This is a genomic window from Rhizobium sp. CC1099 (assembly GCF_029714385.1).
Lineage (GTDB): Bacteria > Pseudomonadota > Alphaproteobacteria > Rhizobiales > Rhizobiaceae > Rhizobium.
In genome coordinates this window covers 4,044,761-4,059,530 of sequence record NZ_CP121641.1, presented here as the reverse complement: position 1 = coordinate 4,059,530, position 14,770 = coordinate 4,044,761, and the positions used below count along the sequence as shown (strand labels likewise).

Sequence of the window (14,770 nt, the reverse complement as noted above, 5' to 3'; positions counted from 1 at the left end):
GCCGGAAATCCATTTCCGGGGTTTAAATTGGCAAAAGCGGACTTTTACGAAACTCTGGGCGTCGCCAAAACGGCGGATGAAAAAGAGCTGAAAAGCGCCTTCCGCAAACTGGCAATGAAATATCATCCGGACAAGAACCCGGACGATAAGAGCGCCGAAATCAAATTCAAGGAAATCAACGAAGCCTATGAAACGCTAAAGGACCCGCAGAAGCGTGCGGCCTACGACCGTTATGGTCACGCAGCCTTCGAGCATGGCGGCATGGGTGCTGGCGGCTTCGGCGGCGGTGCGGGCTTCGCCGGTGGCGGCGGCTTCTCCGACATCTTCGAAGACATATTCGGCGAGATGATGGGTGGTGGCCGGGGACGGCAGCGCTCATCCGGCGGACGCGAGCGTGGTGCCGACCTTCGCTACAATATGGAAATTTCGCTGGAAGAGGCCTTCTCCGGCAAGACGGCGCAGATTCGTGTTCCAACCTCGATCACTTGCGATATGTGCTCGGGTTCCGGCGCCAAGCCCGGCACGCAACCGAAAACCTGCGGCACCTGTCAGGGCTCCGGCCGCGTTCGCGCGGCGCAGGGCTTTTTCTCGATCGAACGAACCTGCCCGACCTGTCATGGCCGCGGCCAGATCATTCCCGATCCATGCCCCAAATGCCATGGCCAGGGCCGCGTAACGGAAGAGCGTTCGCTCTCGGTCAATATTCCGGCTGGTATCGAAGATGGCACGCGCATCCGCTTGCAGGGCGAAGGCGAGGCCGGCACGCGCGGCGGACCGGCGGGCGATCTCTATATCTTCCTGTCGGTGAAGCCGCACGAATTCTATCAGCGCGATGGAGCCGACCTCTATTGCGCCGTTCCGATATCGATGACGACGGCAGCGCTCGGCGGCACTTTCGATGTGGCGACGCTCGACGGCACGAAGTCGCGCGTCACCGTTCCGGAAGGCACACAGGCCGGCAAGCAGTTCCGCCTCAAGGGCAAGGGCATGCCGGTGCTGCGTTCCAGCCAGACGGGCGATCTCTACATCCAGATCCAGATCGAGACGCCACAAAAGCTCTCGAAGCGGCAGCGCGAACTGCTCCAGGAGTTCGAGCAGCTTTCCTCGAAGGAGAACAATCCGGAATCGACAGGCTTTTTTGCGCGCATGAAGGAATTCTTCGAGGGATAAGGACTGGCACGCAAACACAGCGCAGGTTGAAAGCCGGGTTTCATCCCGGCTTTTTTCATGCCCTGCAAGGGGTCGCCCAGACATGTTCGCTCACGTTAGTCGAAAAACGCTCCTCCCGATGCCAGTTCAGGGCATCCATGCTGGGTGCAGTCTCGGTTGGGTAGGCAGACGCAGCGACTGACCCTCAGGTCGTGATAGTGCTTCCCGTTCTGGAAGAACTCCTTCAGGCGCCCGCTCACGACAAAGCGCAAATCAGGATCGGCGGGTGCGTATCTGCGATCGAAAACCTTGTAGATGCAGCACGAAGCAGAAGCTCATTGCTGGCCTCGTGCTCACCGCCGGCTCCATGGGCTCTAATGTGCGCGCATCACGCGGGACCTCGGTCACGACTGCGTCGGCAAAACAGGCTTTGCAAAAGGGAGGCATATGACAGCGCATGCCGTGATGATTGCGACCATCATCCACGCTTCGTTGAGCGCTTGGACGGTTGCCGCGGTCTGAACAAGGGGGTTCAATATTGCTGTCGTGTCCGCATCAAAAGCGCCAGTGTGGCCGGCAACGATCTGGGCCGGCGCGCCGATGAACTCGGCAGCCTCCAAATTCCCTGCCTGCAAGCGATCCCAGAGCTTTTGTCCAAGCGGCTCCGAGCGGGTATATAGTATGGTATCGATGAGCGCGATCCCAATTGCGCCGCCAAGGTTTCGCATCAAATTGAACAGACCACTTGCATCTGGAACACGCTCGGGCGGCAGCGTGCCGAGCGCCAGACGGGTCGGCGGCAGAAGGCAAAACATGATGGAGACGCCTCTTATGATCTGTGGCCAGAACATTGCGTCATAATCTGAGCGAGGGTTTTGCGAAGCACTCATACCGATGCCGATTGCAAAGAGCGCGAAGCCGACCGCGGACAGCAGGCGGGGGTCCATTCGCTTTTCGAGCGCAACAGCAATTGGCGCTGTACATAATTGCGCGATGCCGGTTACGAGCATTGTCATACCGATTTCGAATGCGTTATGTCCTCTGACAAAGGCCAGAAACACAGGCATCAGATAGACAGAACCGAATAGACCGAAGCCGAGGATGAAGCTTAGCGTCGAGCCCACCATAAAGTTTCGATCTTGGAAATTATGAAGCTCTACCAATGGCCGGGCCCGGTGGAGCGATCGCCATATGAATGCCAATGCTGATAGGGCTGAGACGGCGAACAGGCCACTGTCATATGCTGACATCCAGCCGCTCGTGGGCGCTTCCTTCAATCCAAGCTCCAGCGTAATCAGAGCGACGGCCATCGTGACCAGTCCTACCCCGTCAAGCCCGCGAAGTTCCCAGACGTCGACGCGCTCTTGAGGGAGCGATCGCATTGCAACAAGAGCGGCAAGAATTCCAGGAATGATATTGATCAAAAAAAGCCAATGCCAGGAGTAGGTCTCTGTCAGCCAGCCACCGACAATCGGCCCGACAGTCGGAGCGAGGACGGCAAGAACGCCGGCAATGGTCGTGGCAAGGGCTTGGCGCTCGTTTGGAAACAGAATGAACACCGCCGAGAAGACAGAGGGTATCAGCGTTCCGCCTGAAAAGCCCTGCAGAACCCGCCAGGCGACGAGTTCACGGAAGCCGCTGCTGATCGCACACCCCGCCGACGCGATCACGAACAGGACCAGCGACGTCACGAACAGCCATCGCATGGTGAGAAAACGCGTCAGGAACCCGGTTAACGGGATGGCGACTACCTCGGCAATCAGATAGACGGTCTGAATCCAGCTCATCTGCTCGGGATCGATGTCGAGAGCAGCCTGGATCGTTGGCAACGACGTCGCCACAACTTGCACATCCAAGATCGCCATAAACATGCCGATGCACATGGCGAAGAAACCGATCCAAATGACGCTCTGGCGGCGATCGGTAAGATCAGAATCAAGCCGGTTCGGCATGGGACAATCCTGCAAGTGCGGCATTCTCGGCCTTGACGCGAATGGTCACAATGATTGCATTGGCGATGGAAAACAGAAGTGCATAAAGTGGCAAAACCGAGTGGGAGTGCCGCGATCTCGCCCATCACGACAACATAGTTCGGATAGCGCAAGAAGCGATACGGGCCCTTGGAAACAATCGTCCCGCTCAGCGCCACAATGATGCTCGGAAAACAAAACGGTCTGATGATAGCGCTATCTCAGTTCAGGCGGGTCCAAATCTGGGTCTTGCACAATACGCTCGTCGCGCAGCCCCGGAGTTTGAGGCTGTTTCCCGATACGGTGAGCCTGCCGCTATAGGTTGTCTTGGTCCGCGGATCTGTGAGCCGGCCGGTATATGTATCCGCCCTGCCTGAAAAGAAACCGATCTGCTGTCCCGCATATCGCCCGCTCTTTGCCACAATGCAATAATTCGCTCCGCAATGGTCGATCACCGACGTCTCGCCGTTTTCCGTCTTCCAGGTTCCCACCACTCTATCGGCACCACTCGCGACGCTGGCTATCAATATGAAGATTGTTACAAAAACAGTCCTGATCGTCACTTGGAAACTCCCATTGCGATCTCTGCTGATATGTAACGGCAATAGCGTCATCGAGTTCCTCGGACTTCTGATAGGCTATAGTGCAAAATGTCGGTGCTCTCACCGTCGCGACTGAGCGTGATTTTTGATCGGATGATCCCCAAGCTGGCCGTGATCGAAGCACGCGCGCCGCTTTAGAGCCTGATTTTGGAGCGGCCGATAGACGGTAAACCGCCACCCGGCACATGGCGGCATGTCTCAAAACCACACGAATCCAGAACCGCTCCGTAGAGCCGGCCATTTCTGTTCCAATTTGAAACAGAGAAAACCGGCAATACGTCCTGCGTTAACGCAGGCTGCGGATGCCGCTTGCAACCTGCTGAAATGCCATCACTACTACCCGCATAATTCTGGGGAACAAACCAATTGAAGGTCACTTCCATGACGGCAGCAGCCTCCTTGTCCTTTCAGCCGGATGACGTCGACGTCCTTGCCGGCGCGCTTTATACTTGGTGTGCCGAGCGCAACATCAAGCTCCGCAGCCAGCAGGGCCTTTCGATCGCCAGCATCGCGATCGACCTTTACCACGCCGGGCATCACACGCAGGACGACTTGCTTGTCGCGCTGCACGAGCGCGAACTTCATTAGAATCCCGAAACAAAAAGAAACCCGCCTGCGGCGGGCATAAGGTACCGGGATACTCTTTTGCTATCGCCGGAATCGGAGCGTCAGGCAGCCTTTTCCGCGCTCATCAGCGTCAGAATGGTTTTGACCGCTTCCTTGCCCGCGGGCGAGTGAAGCCTGTCATAATTGACAGCCAGTTCATAAGCCTCGGGGCTTAGCGCAACTTTTGACGGGAATTGCGACGTTTCCGCGCCTTCAAAGAGTGCGGAGATCTCAACGCCAAGAAAGACCGCGATCTGGTGCAACTTGCTGGCAGAGACCCGGTTGGTGCCTTTTTCGTATTTCTGAATTTGCTGGAACGTCAAACCAAGAGCTTCCCCCAGCTCCAGTTGCGAGACACGGCGGCGGGCGCGGAGCTGTCTGACATTGCGACCGACGAGGATATCTACGGGATCCGGCACCTAGCATTCCCTCATATATTAACAAATTGCTAACGATACTATGCCGGTTCTTGAGCAGAACTCAACCCGGTAGTTGCAAAATTCAACCGACTTTTTTTGGACTTTACGCTACGTCAGGGAAACCAAGCGTCAGTGCGTAGATCGGCGCATGAGCAGGATTGCACAGACCAACCAATTCGCCGATCCGCGTATGGCTTAGAGCCGCGGTTGGGCAAGCCGTCATGCCGTGCGCCGTGGCCGAAAGCATGATGTTTTGCCCAATGTGCCCGGCCTCGATCAAAACCACGCGGTAGGCGTTGGCATCGCTATATTTCCACATGCTGCGGTCCATATGGGCAACGAGTACGATCATGCAGGGCATGGTATCCGCCCATTCCTGGCCGCCCACCAGATCGCCGAAAGAGGGCGAAGCGTCCGATATCTTTGCCAGCGAATGCTCGAAGGCCGAATAGTGATAGATTCCTGGCGCCAGCCCGTCGACCGCCTTCACAAAAACATAGGCTTCATAAGGGTTGCGTGCGCCGCCGGACGGTGTCATCGACAGCGGCAGCGTCACCACCGAATTTCGTGCAGTGCCTGTAATCCCAAGGCCTGCGAAAAGCGCTTCGGAGAGCGCGTGCAATGACACGGCTTTCGTAAGGCCCTTGCGTTGAGTCCGCCGCCTCGCCATCAGCTCCAGCAAGGAATTTCCGGAGGGTTCGGCGGATAGCGAAATGACATCGCCTTGCTCCGAATTGAGGCTGTAGAGCTCGATCTCGCCATCGCTTGCGAGCGCAGCGCGCTGCAGATCTTCGGCCTCATTAAGGGACATGTAATCGGGGTCCTGAACGCAAAAATGCATCAGGGCGGCGGGCACGCCCCACTTCCAATGCTGACGGAAGGCCTCCTCCCGCATCTCAAGTTCGGATCCTTCGACGACAAGTGCGGACATCTCGACAAGCGCCACAAGCGTTTCATCGAGTTCGTCCTCACTATGGCCGGGCGCTTGATCGCGGATCGCGGCGCGATCACTCCACTCGGCAATAGCGCGCAAAAAATCCAGAAGGTCCGGACTGCACTCGAAGACAGCCTTGGTGAGGAAATTACAGGCGACGAACTCGGCACCATCATTATGGAAGACGAGCGTGCGGGAGGAACGATAGCGCATCGCAGAAAAATGCCCGCCGCAACTCATTCGCCCGGCAGGCATCTCATCGCTTAATCGATGCGGAACATCATGCCGCGGCTGACAAAAGTCGGCTTAGCCTTGGCTGCGGTAACCTTAAGGTTCGGCTTGCTCTTCTTCTGCATGCTCCATCTCCTCGGTTCGAAAGCAATCGGTGTTGATCGCAGCCCGAACAATGAGGCGCCAACTGAAAATATTCGATTAATTCGCAAATATTAGTTTGATACATCACAGTGGCGTATTGCTTCAATTTAAGTCAAAATCCGGGAATTTCTGAATTAAAATCGTTATTTTTGTGTTTATACAGAAATATCTAGCCGAAAAACGTGAATTATGCCAATCATAATGCGCGAATGAACTCGACAAGACGCCGGAGAAAGCACGATGGCCCATAAAAAGACTGCACAAGCCGAACAAACGCTGAATTTGGATGACGGGGTCGGTGACTATACGATCGACATGCTGAACACGCTGATCGCGCAAAGCCGCAGCGCCCGGCAGCCGATGCTGACCTACCTCTTGTCTATGGCGCTGATCGAGGCGCACCGCGTCAACGTCGATCACGCGCCCGCGACCCATGAAGCCGGGCTGTCGCTCAACTAACCGAGATCACGTGCGACCGAAGAGATGAAATCGGCACGCTGCTGGGTAATCATATCCCGTACGATCCGCGGAATGGCCTCATCGGCCGTTCGGTAGACTTTCGCGAGGCGCAGCGCCGTTCTGAGGTTTATCTTCGTGCTCAGCGGCACCATCACAACGGCGCTGAAGGACGGTCCAGCGGGCGTAAAAATCATGGCGTGCCCTCCAAGCAGCTTCTCGGAGAATGGCAGCCACCGAAGGCGCATCAGCGTCGGCTCTTGTGTACCAATCTGATTGGCTGCGACGAAGGAAAGGCAATTGAGCCGCTCGACGACGATGCCTTTGTGATCGCCGGTGAAGCGGGACCAATATTCGCCCTTCTTGATCGCTCGATTGGTAAGACGCCGGAAAGTCGTGGCGCTTCCCTGCTTGGCAATAACAACAACGGCACAAAGTAGGCTCTCCGGCGTACTAGGGATGGTCATGTAGGCATGATAAATGCCGGGTGCGATACCGGCGGAAGGATCGGCAAAGAGGAGCGGTTCCAGGGCATCCCTCGCCGCAGACAAGATGCGTTGCGCCGATGGACGGCCGTGGTCCAAATCGACCGCAACCGGCCGCTGGTACATCTCTTCCTCGGTCACACCGAGATATTCACAGATCCTCTTTACAGAGGCCCGGCCCGGTGCGCGCCGCGCCTGAAGATAGGATTCAATCTGCGAGCGGCCGATTTGCATACCGCGCGCGGCAGCGCTGATGCTGCCTGCCTTGGCAAGGCAGAGGCGCCGCAGATTTTCGGCGAAATTCTCAAGTGCAGACATGTCCGCGATGGCTTCCAGGAGATGAGTCGGCCTCAAACTAGCGGCTCAAAAGACGGAACACAAACGGGCGGCAAGACAAATCCGGGGATGATCCGATTGAGCCTGATCTGCGCGGCGGCGATACACAGTGCCGGCAGGCCATGTGGTCTGCCGGTATTTTTTCGTTATGATTCAACGATGAATGAAGCGATGCGCCGGACAGCCGGCGTGACCCGCAACAGCACCGGAAAAGCGGCGACCCAAGACAGCACCCATGCGGATGGCCACATGGCCAAAGCAAGCGGGCCAACGCCCTGCATGGCGACGATACTGATGGCGGAGACGACGCCTGTCATCAGCATCGACAAGATAAACGGCACCGCAATCGTGTTATTGCGTGTGGAGAGTTTGCCATAGGGCATTGAATTTCTCCGTAAGATATCGGCCGACCAATGCGAATGCCCAGGTGGCGGATTGCGCGTTGATTGACGTAAACGCTTACGGAGCTTTGCTTGAAACAACGGTGTTCCTATGCCGAAAGCCCCATCCCAATACAAGCTTTTGATCGTGCCATGCGTCCGTCATTCCCGTCACAATCGAATCGGATAAGATGCCGCTGGTTTTGACATGGGGGTATCATTGTTTCTGTTCTCGAAGTTAGTCTGGGTCTTCGGCCAGCCGCTATCGCTGGTGTTCTTCCTAATTCTCTTCGCATTCCTTGCCGTCGTTCTCCGCTTCAGGAGCCTCGCCGTATTTTTCTCGGCGCTCGGCACACTGCTGCTCTTCGTCATCCTTTTCACCACAACAGGCAATTACCTCCTCCAGGATCTGGAATTGCGGTTTCCAAAGCCGGACCGTGATCCGGATAATTTGCAATGCATGATCGTTCTCGGCGGCGCGTTTGAAAATGAAGTGAATACGACCAGCCACGGAATCGAGTTCAATGCAGGCGCGGACCGTTTTATCGAAGCGCTACGGCTGGCGCAGCGATATCCGCAATCGCGTATTCTGATTTCCGGCGGGGATGGCTCGATGTCTGGAAAATATGAAGGCGATGCGGCCGCCTCGGCGCGCTTCTTTCCGCTTTTCGGGATTGCGCGTGAACGGCTTGTCGAAGACAGAACATCCCGCACGACCTTCGAAAATGCGATTAATACCAAGGAACTGCTTGCAAGCCAGGGACTTTCGAACTGCCTGATGATCACCTCCGGCTATCACATGCCGCGTTCGATCGGCATTTTCCGCAAGCAGGGCATCGATGTCGTGCCGTGGCCGACGGATTACCGGACGGATGGTCATGTAGCGCTGGGCATCGACTTCACGCAGCCGAGCCTCAATGCCCTGAATATGGCGACCGCCGTGCGCGAATGGTTCGGTCTCGTCGGCTATTACTTTGCTGGTCGAACGTCCGAGCTCTATCCAGCCTGAAGCATTATTTCTTTGAAATGGTGACAAACTTCGTGCCGCGAACACGCGCCGTTACGATGCAGGGACCGCCATCGGTGCGATCGCAGAAGCGCGGATGCATCTTCATGGCCAGCACCATATTGCCAAAGCGCTTGATGAAATCGTAGCCGTAAATCTGCGCCGTCGCGATCATGAAATAGCCGCCCTCGGCCACCTGCAGGTAGAAATTATAGGTGCAGCCATCGCCGTTGCACTGCGGCCCCTTCTTTCCGTCGCAGGTCAATTCGCCCTCATTGACCACGGCGTCGATAAGGCCGTCATTGTTGATGTCCTGGCGCGTGATGTAAGCGTCGGAAAATTCGGCCTTCGTACATTGCTCGGTGAAATGCTTCTTCTCGTAGATTTCCGGATCCGAGATCAGCGATTGCTGCGCAGAGGCCGACTGAGCCACAAGGAGGGCTATGAAGTTCAGGACGATGAGAAGCGCTTTCACGGCTTTCCTCTTTTGTCGGATGGACACTGACAGGCGCCCATTCTGGACGATCCGCCTTGCGCCGCCCTTGCCGCCGTGATTCAGTTCAGTATCGTCTGCCGGCTCTGGGGGCCAATCAATGTCTCTGCTCGTCTATCTCGATTATGCTGGCATCGCACTCTTTGCCGCGACGGGTGCACTCGCCGCCTCGCGCAAGCAGCTCGACCTCATCGGCTTCCTTTTCTTCGCGATGGTAACAGGCACCGGCGGCGGCACGGTGCGCGATATCGTGCTTGGCCGCGTTCCGGTATTCTGGGTGCTGAACCCAGCCTATATCGTCATCTGCTGTCTGGTAGGCATCGTGGTTTTCTTCACCGCCCATCTCGTGGAGTCGCGTTACCGGCTGCTGATCTGGCTCGATGCGGTGGGCCTCGCCGCCTATTGCGTCATGGGTGCGGCCAAGGGACTTGCCGCGACAGGCTCGCCGACGATCGCGATCGTGACGGGGACACTGACGGCAACCTTCGGGGGCGTGTTGCGCGATCTGATGGCTAACGAGCCTTCCGTGCTCCTGAGACCCGAAATCTACATCACTGCGGCACTCTTCGGTGCGGGCATCTTTACTGGTGCAACTGAACTCGGCCTGCCGCTTTATGGCGCATCCGCCCTTGGCGTTGTCGCAGCCTTCGCCGTACGCGGCGGCGCATTATGGTTCGGATGGACGTTCCCGACCTACAGGCATAAGCCCGGTCGCCACCCTGACGATGTCATGTGAAATTCAGCGCTTCGGGCGCAGGCGGATTACAACGTCGACATGGGCGATTTCCATGCCCTGCGGCGGCTCCGGTAGATTGCCGATCGTCAAGTTGCTGACCGGAATATCCAGCACTTCATTATCGCCTTCGACAAAGAAGTGATGATGATCGGAAACGTTGGTGTCAAAATAGGTCTTGGCGCTCTCGACGGCGAGAACACGGATCATGCCGGCTTCGGTAAACTGGTGCAGCGTGTTGTAGACGGTCGCCAGAGAAACCGGGACGCCGGCGGTAACTGCTTCCTCGTGCAGTTCCTCGACAGTCAGATGCCGGTCGCCTTTCGCAAAAAGCAGATCGCCGAGCGCAACGCGTTGACGCGTCGGTCGCAGGCCTGCGCTGCGCAGTCTGGCTTCGATTGCGATCGGGGCTGCAGCCGCCATAAGGGAAGAACTCCGGTTATTCTAGCGTCAATCAATCAGGTTTCCTAAGCCATATATCTTTTGCGCGAAAGCCTTTCAATAGTTCCAATGGGGACAATGGCCTCCGAAACGCCGGAAAATCGGGCTTTTGACGCAATTGGGTCTGGCCGGGGCCTTGGCCTTCCTGTATGCGACCACCAAATAAGGCGACAAGTCAGTTCAAGGGCGGGGTAGAACTAGCCATGGTTATGCTTCATTTTCCTTGGAACTTGGACTAAACACTCACTCCATTGGCACGTGCGGGGGAAACAGAATTTTGATGACAACGAAACAATCCAGCTTCACCTATGAGGAAATCCTGACCTGCGGCCGCGGCGAAATGTTCGGCCCGGGTAATGCGCAGCTGCCGCTGCCGCCGATGCTGATGTTCAATCGCATTACGCAGATTTCCGAAGACGGTGGACCGCATGGCAAGGGTTTCATTCGCGCCGAATTCGACATCACGCCGGACCTCTGGTTCTTCCCCTGTCACTTCATGGGCGATCCCGTGATGCCGGGCTGCCTCGGGCTTGACGCCATGTGGCAGCTGACCGGCTTCTTCCTTGGCTGGCTGGGCGAGCCTGGCAAGGGCCGTGCAATCTCTACCGGCGAGGTGAAGTTCACCGGCATGGTGACGCCGAAGACGAAGCTTGTCGAATACGGCATCGACTTCAAGCGCGTCATGCGCGGCCGTCTCGTTCTTGGCATCGCCGATGGCTGGATGAAGGCCGACGGTGAGGTCATCTACAAGGCTACCGATCTGCGCGTCGGCCTTTTCCAGGAAAAGGCCGCCTGACTCTACCGGGCGAAACGGCCCGGTATTCCAAGATAGAAAAAACGAAAAGGTCGAAACACATGAGACGGGTAGTTGTCACGGGTCTGGGCGTTGTTTCCTCGATCGGCAAAGATGCCGCTGAGGTCACGGCCTCGCTGCGCGATGCCAAGTCCGGCATTTCCTTCTCCAACGATTTTGCCGAGCATGGCTTCAAGTGCCAGGTCTGGGGTCGTCCCAGCCTCGATCCGACCGATCTGGTCGATCGCCGCGCAATGCGCTTCCTATCGCAAGGCGGCGCCTGGAACCATGTCGCCATGAAGCAGGCGATTGCCGATTCCGGTCTCGAAGAGTCCGTGATCAGCGGCAACGAACGCACCGGCATCATCATGGGCTCCGGCGGTCCGTCCACCCGCACGCTGATCGAAGCTGCCGAGATCACCATCAAGAACAACAGCCCGAAGCGCATCGGCCCGTTTGCCGTGCCGAAGGCAATGTCGTCCACGGCATCGGCGACACTTGCAACCTGGTTCAAGATCCACGGCGTCAACTACTCGATCTCGTCGGCCTGCTCGACTTCTGCGCACTGCATCGGCAATGCCGCAGAAATGATCCAGTGGGGCAAGCAGGACGTGATGTTCGCCGGCGGTCACGAAGACCTCGACTGGACCATGTCCAACCTCTTCGACGCCATGGGCGCGATGTCTTCCAAGTACAACGACACGCCGGAAATGGCTTCGCGCGCCTACGACGTCAACCGTGACGGCTTCGTCATCGCTGGCGGTGCCGGCGTTCTCGTTCTTGAAGAGTTGGAGCGTGCCAAGGCACGCGGTGCGAAGATCTACGCCGAGATCGTCGGCTACGGCGCGACCTCCGACGGTTACGACATGGTCGCTCCTTCCGGCGAAGGCGCCGTGCGCTGTATGCGTCAGGCACTCTCGACGGTGAAGGGTGATATCGATTACATCAATACGCACGGCACCTCTACGCCGGTGGGCGACAGCAAGGAAATCGGCGCGATCCGGGAGGTCTTCGGCGACAAGATGCCTCACATCCAGTCGACCAAGTCGCTGACGGGTCACTCGCTGGGTGCAGCCGGCGTCCAGGAGTCGATCTATTCGATCCTGATGATGCAGGAAGGCTTCATCGGCGAAAGCGCCCACATCAAGGAACTCGATCCTGAATTCGATGGAGTGCCTATCGTCCGCAAGCGCATCGACAACGCCAAGATCGACATCGCCCTCTCCAACTCCTTTGGCTTCGGCGGCACCAACGCGACGCTCGTTTTCCAGCGCTACAACGGATAAGAACATGACCGCAATCATGCAGGGTAAGCGCGGGCTCATCATGGGCGTCGCCAACAACCATTCTATCGCCTGGGGTATATCAAGGGCGCTTGCAGCCCAAGGCGCCGAGCTTGCCTTTACCTATCAGGGAGAGGCGCTTGGCAAGCGGGTGAAACCGCTCGCAGCGGAAGTCGGCTCGGATTTCGTCGTACCCTGCGACGTCGAAGACATTGCCTCAGTCGACGGCGTTGTCGGTGCACTCGAGGAGCGTTGGGGCAAACTGGATTTCATCGTCCATGCCATCGGCTTTTCCGACAAGAACGAGCTGAAGGGTCTCTACGCGGATACGACGCGCGAAAACTTCAGCCGAACGATGGTCATCTCCTGCTTTTCCTTTACGGAGATCGCCAGGCGCTGCGCACCTCTGATGGCCGAGGGCGGTTCGATGCTGACGCTGACTTATAACGGTTCCACACGCGTCATCCCGAACTACAACGTCATGGGGGTCGCAAAGGCTGCTCTCGAGGCCTCCGTGCGCTATCTCGCCGCCGACTACGGTCCGCGCGGCATCCGCGTTAACGCCATCTCCGCAGGCCCGATCCGTACGCTGGCCGGCGCCGGCATTTCGGATGCCCGTGCAATCCTCTCCTGGAACCAGCGGAATGCTCCCCTGCGCAAGTCGGTCAGCATCGATCAGGTCGGCAATTCCGCCCTCTACCTGCTCTCCGACCTGTCCGCAGGCGTGACCGGCGAAATCCATTTTGTGGACGCCGGCTACAACATAACCTCGATGCCGACGCTGGATACGCTGCGCAAGGCAGATGTAGAGTAAGCGAGGCAGATTGGTCGCCGGCGACGCCTGTTGCTCCAGGCGGCAGGACACCGGTTTTCTATCAGCGAAACGGCCGCAGCGGGTATCTGCTCTGTTACTGGACAGAGTTCGGAAAGCCGTCAGTTGTCACCGCTTTCCCTCTCCAATTCCGAAAGGCGCGGCTTACAAATCGCCGCGACAATCTGGTGCAAAGGGTTCGGTCCGCTCAAGGAGCCAGCCAAGCGTTTCTTCGGTTATCTCGAAGTGCTTCGGGTAGCGCCCCTTCACATGGGCTTCGTTGAAGATGTTGTACCAGGCTGTATAGCGGTGCTCATCGCGCGGCCAGGCGTCAATCAGCCGGCGGTCCTGTTCTTCTCCAGTCCCCGGAGGAAATTCAGGTTGTGGGATGGCCGGACTGGCCGTCTTTCTTATTTCTTCGCCCACAGCACTTTGAAGCGCGCGTTTCGGCAGGTTTCGCCGCTTTCCTTGAAATTTGCAGCAAGCACCGGCTCGTAGGGCAAACCGCGATTGGCGACGAGCATGAGACGGCCGCCACCGCGTAGCGCCGATGCAGCCGTCTTGATCATTGCTTGGCCGAGCGAAGGCTCCGCCGCGTGTCCTTCATGAAAGGGCGGGTTCATGACGATCAGATCGTACTTGTCCTTGACCGGTTCGGCCGCCAGATCGTGCCAGAAGAAGCGTGCCGGTGCGTTCGGGCAGTTCTCCGCCAGATTGGCCTTGGCGGCCTCCAAAGCCGCGTGGTTGGCCTCGTAGAGGTCGAGGCGCTCGAGGTTCGGCGATTTCTCCGCAAGCTCGACTGAGAGATAGCCCCAGCCTGCGCCGAAATCGGCTGCGTCGCCGGTGAAATTTGTCGGAAGGCGCGAGGCGAGCAACTCCGAGCCGTCATCGATGCGGTCATGCGAGAACATGCCGGCTGAAGCATTGAAGCGTCCGTCGACGCGCACCGGTGACTTGGCGAATTTCGAAACAGCTTCGGTGACGTCCTTCGGCCGCGTAAACCAGAATGCAACACCGTGATATTTCGGCATGTGCTTGATATCGAGGCCGAAGCCCTCCAGATGCTTGCGCAGCGGCTGGATGCCGTCTTCCTTGCCACCGGCAACGACGATCAGGCCACCGGCCCTCAAGCGGGAAAGTGCTGCAGCGATATTCGCTTCGTTCTCGCCTTTATGCTTCGTGCAGAGCACGAGCGCCACATCATAATCTTCGCCCTCGATCTCAGGCGATGCTTCGATACGCTGCGACAGAAGCTGCCTGTAGAGCGGCCGGAAGCCCTGTACGGCGCTGAGGGACGCGGCAAAGCCCTCCGGCAGCACAAAGCCTGCTTCGGCACCCAGGAACAGCACGCGCGAACCCTCGCGCGGCGGATCAATGGTACCGCTCGCAAAGGGATGGAGCAGGGTCTTCAGCGTTTCGCGGCTCATGATCTCTTCTCGACTTCATACAAAAAGGGCGCGAGAAAAATCCCGCGCCCATGAACGGTTGGAAAGGCGCG

Annotated in this window: 18 protein-coding genes and 2 pseudogenes; 8 read left to right on the top strand and 12 right to left on the bottom strand. The window is 57.7% G+C overall.

The genetic code is table 11. The annotated features are described in order from the left end of the window. The first annotated feature begins 27 nt into the window (after positions 1–27). Complete coding sequence (gene dnaJ, locus QA644_RS20140) at positions 28–1,170, top strand: molecular chaperone DnaJ (RefSeq protein ID WP_074066230.1); 1,143 nt, start codon at positions 28–30, stop codon at positions 1,168–1,170. 383 nt (positions 1,171–1,553) lie between these two features. Here the strand turns inward: dnaJ and QA644_RS20135 are convergent, their stop codons facing one another. The 4 genes and pseudogenes from QA644_RS20135 to QA644_RS20120 all read right to left on the bottom strand — a co-directional run bounded on the left by QA644_RS20135 (position 1,554) and on the right by QA644_RS20120 (position 4,104). After that, positions 1,554–3,101, bottom strand: a complete 1,548-nt coding sequence (locus QA644_RS20135; protein WP_283070253.1) for a DHA2 family efflux MFS transporter permease subunit — start codon at positions 3,099–3,101, stop codon at positions 1,554–1,556. Then, positions 3,085–3,283, bottom strand: a pseudogene (locus tag QA644_RS20130) (isoprenylcysteine carboxylmethyltransferase family protein); the annotation flags it as partial. The gene QA644_RS20135 and the pseudogene QA644_RS20130, both read right to left, overlap by 17 nt. A 57-nt stretch (positions 3,284–3,340) precedes the next feature. After that, positions 3,341–3,682 carry a DUF2147 domain-containing protein gene (locus tag QA644_RS20125; protein WP_283070252.1) on the bottom strand — a complete coding sequence of 114 codons (342 nt, stop codon included), beginning with the start codon at positions 3,680–3,682 and terminating at the stop codon, positions 3,341–3,343. Between the two features lie 173 nt (positions 3,683–3,855). Further along, positions 3,856–4,104: a hypothetical protein gene (locus QA644_RS20120; RefSeq protein WP_283070250.1), complete on the bottom strand. Its 249-nt coding sequence runs from the start codon at positions 4,102–4,104 to the stop codon at positions 3,856–3,858. Between QA644_RS20120 and QA644_RS20115 the strand changes: the two genes are divergently transcribed. Beyond that, positions 4,103–4,309: a hypothetical protein gene (locus QA644_RS20115; RefSeq protein ID WP_039843519.1), complete on the top strand. Its 207-nt coding sequence runs from the start codon at positions 4,103–4,105 to the stop codon at positions 4,307–4,309. The two genes, QA644_RS20120 and QA644_RS20115, sit on opposite strands and share 2 nt — an antisense overlap. 80 nt (positions 4,310–4,389) lie before the next feature. On the opposite strand, the gene QA644_RS20110 is transcribed toward QA644_RS20115, so the two are convergent. Further along, positions 4,390–4,746, bottom strand: a complete 357-nt coding sequence (locus tag QA644_RS20110; RefSeq protein ID WP_022713250.1) for a helix-turn-helix transcriptional regulator — start codon at positions 4,744–4,746, stop codon at positions 4,390–4,392. A gap of 103 nt (positions 4,747–4,849) precedes the next feature. Beyond that, the gene (locus QA644_RS20105; RefSeq protein ID WP_283070247.1) at positions 4,850–5,893 is read right to left on the bottom strand and encodes a SagB/ThcOx family dehydrogenase; all 1,044 of its coding nucleotides are present in this window, start codon (positions 5,891–5,893) and stop codon (positions 4,850–4,852) included. Between the two features lie 402 nt (positions 5,894–6,295). On the opposite strand from QA644_RS20105, the gene QA644_RS20100 reads away from it, so the two are divergent. Further along, the gene (locus QA644_RS20100) at positions 6,296–6,514 is read left to right on the top strand and encodes a hypothetical protein (RefSeq protein WP_074066226.1); all 219 of its coding nucleotides are present in this window, start codon (positions 6,296–6,298) and stop codon (positions 6,512–6,514) included. On the opposite strand, the gene QA644_RS20095 is transcribed toward QA644_RS20100, so the two are convergent. After that, positions 6,511–7,314 (bottom strand): helix-turn-helix transcriptional regulator, encoded by an 804-nt coding sequence (locus tag QA644_RS20095; protein WP_283070245.1) that lies wholly within the window; start codon positions 7,312–7,314, stop codon positions 6,511–6,513. The two genes, QA644_RS20100 and QA644_RS20095, sit on opposite strands and share 4 nt — an antisense overlap. A 164-nt stretch (positions 7,315–7,478) precedes the next feature. Next, a complete protein-coding gene (locus QA644_RS20090; RefSeq protein WP_194728616.1) occupies positions 7,479–7,715 on the bottom strand; it encodes a DUF2798 domain-containing protein in 237 nt (78 codons plus the stop codon). Positions 7,716–7,932: 217 nt separating this feature from the next. Here QA644_RS20090 and QA644_RS20085 point away from each other — a divergent pair, with 217 nt between their 5' ends. Then, the gene (locus QA644_RS20085) at positions 7,933–8,721 is read left to right on the top strand and encodes a YdcF family protein (RefSeq protein ID WP_283070243.1); all 789 of its coding nucleotides are present in this window, start codon (positions 7,933–7,935) and stop codon (positions 8,719–8,721) included. A gap of 4 nt (positions 8,722–8,725) precedes the next feature. Here the strand turns inward: QA644_RS20085 and QA644_RS20080 are convergent, their stop codons facing one another. Then, the gene (locus QA644_RS20080; RefSeq protein WP_283070242.1) at positions 8,726–9,193 is read right to left on the bottom strand and encodes a hypothetical protein; all 468 of its coding nucleotides are present in this window, start codon (positions 9,191–9,193) and stop codon (positions 8,726–8,728) included. 118 nt (positions 9,194–9,311) lie between these two features. Here QA644_RS20080 and QA644_RS20075 point away from each other — a divergent pair, with 118 nt between their 5' ends. Beyond that, on the top strand, positions 9,312–9,947 hold the full coding sequence (locus QA644_RS20075) for a trimeric intracellular cation channel family protein (protein ID WP_022713243.1): 636 nt from the start codon (positions 9,312–9,314) through the stop codon (positions 9,945–9,947). A gap of 3 nt (positions 9,948–9,950) precedes the next feature. Here QA644_RS20075 and irrA read toward each other — a convergent pair whose 3' ends face one another. Continuing rightward, on the bottom strand, positions 9,951–10,367 hold the full coding sequence (gene irrA / locus QA644_RS20070) for an iron response transcriptional regulator IrrA (RefSeq protein WP_074066221.1): 417 nt from the start codon (positions 10,365–10,367) through the stop codon (positions 9,951–9,953). A gap of 298 nt (positions 10,368–10,665) precedes the next feature. Here irrA and fabA point away from each other — a divergent pair, with 298 nt between their 5' ends. The 3 genes from fabA to fabI are packed head-to-tail and all read left to right on the top strand — an operon-like array spanning position 10,666 to position 13,275. Continuing rightward, positions 10,666–11,181 carry a 3-hydroxyacyl-[acyl-carrier-protein] dehydratase FabA gene (gene fabA, locus QA644_RS20065; RefSeq protein ID WP_027510463.1) on the top strand — a complete coding sequence of 172 codons (516 nt, stop codon included), beginning with the start codon at positions 10,666–10,668 and terminating at the stop codon, positions 11,179–11,181. Between the two features lie 59 nt (positions 11,182–11,240). Beyond that, positions 11,241–12,464 (top strand): beta-ketoacyl-ACP synthase I, encoded by a 1,224-nt coding sequence (gene fabB / locus QA644_RS20060; protein WP_074066219.1) that lies wholly within the window; start codon positions 11,241–11,243, stop codon positions 12,462–12,464. 4 nt (positions 12,465–12,468) lie between these two features. Next, positions 12,469–13,275, top strand: a complete 807-nt coding sequence (fabI, locus tag QA644_RS20055; RefSeq protein ID WP_074066218.1) for an enoyl-ACP reductase FabI — start codon at positions 12,469–12,471, stop codon at positions 13,273–13,275. Positions 13,276–13,394: 119 nt separating this feature from the next. On the opposite strand, the pseudogene QA644_RS20050 reads toward fabI, so the two are convergent. Next, positions 13,395–13,664 (bottom strand): annotated as a pseudogene (locus QA644_RS20050) (nucleotidyltransferase); the annotation flags it as partial. A gap of 18 nt (positions 13,665–13,682) precedes the next feature. Then, a complete protein-coding gene (locus QA644_RS20045; RefSeq protein ID WP_283070239.1) occupies positions 13,683–14,699 on the bottom strand; it encodes a class I SAM-dependent methyltransferase in 1,017 nt (338 codons plus the stop codon). Between the last annotated feature and the right edge of the window lie 71 nt (positions 14,700–14,770).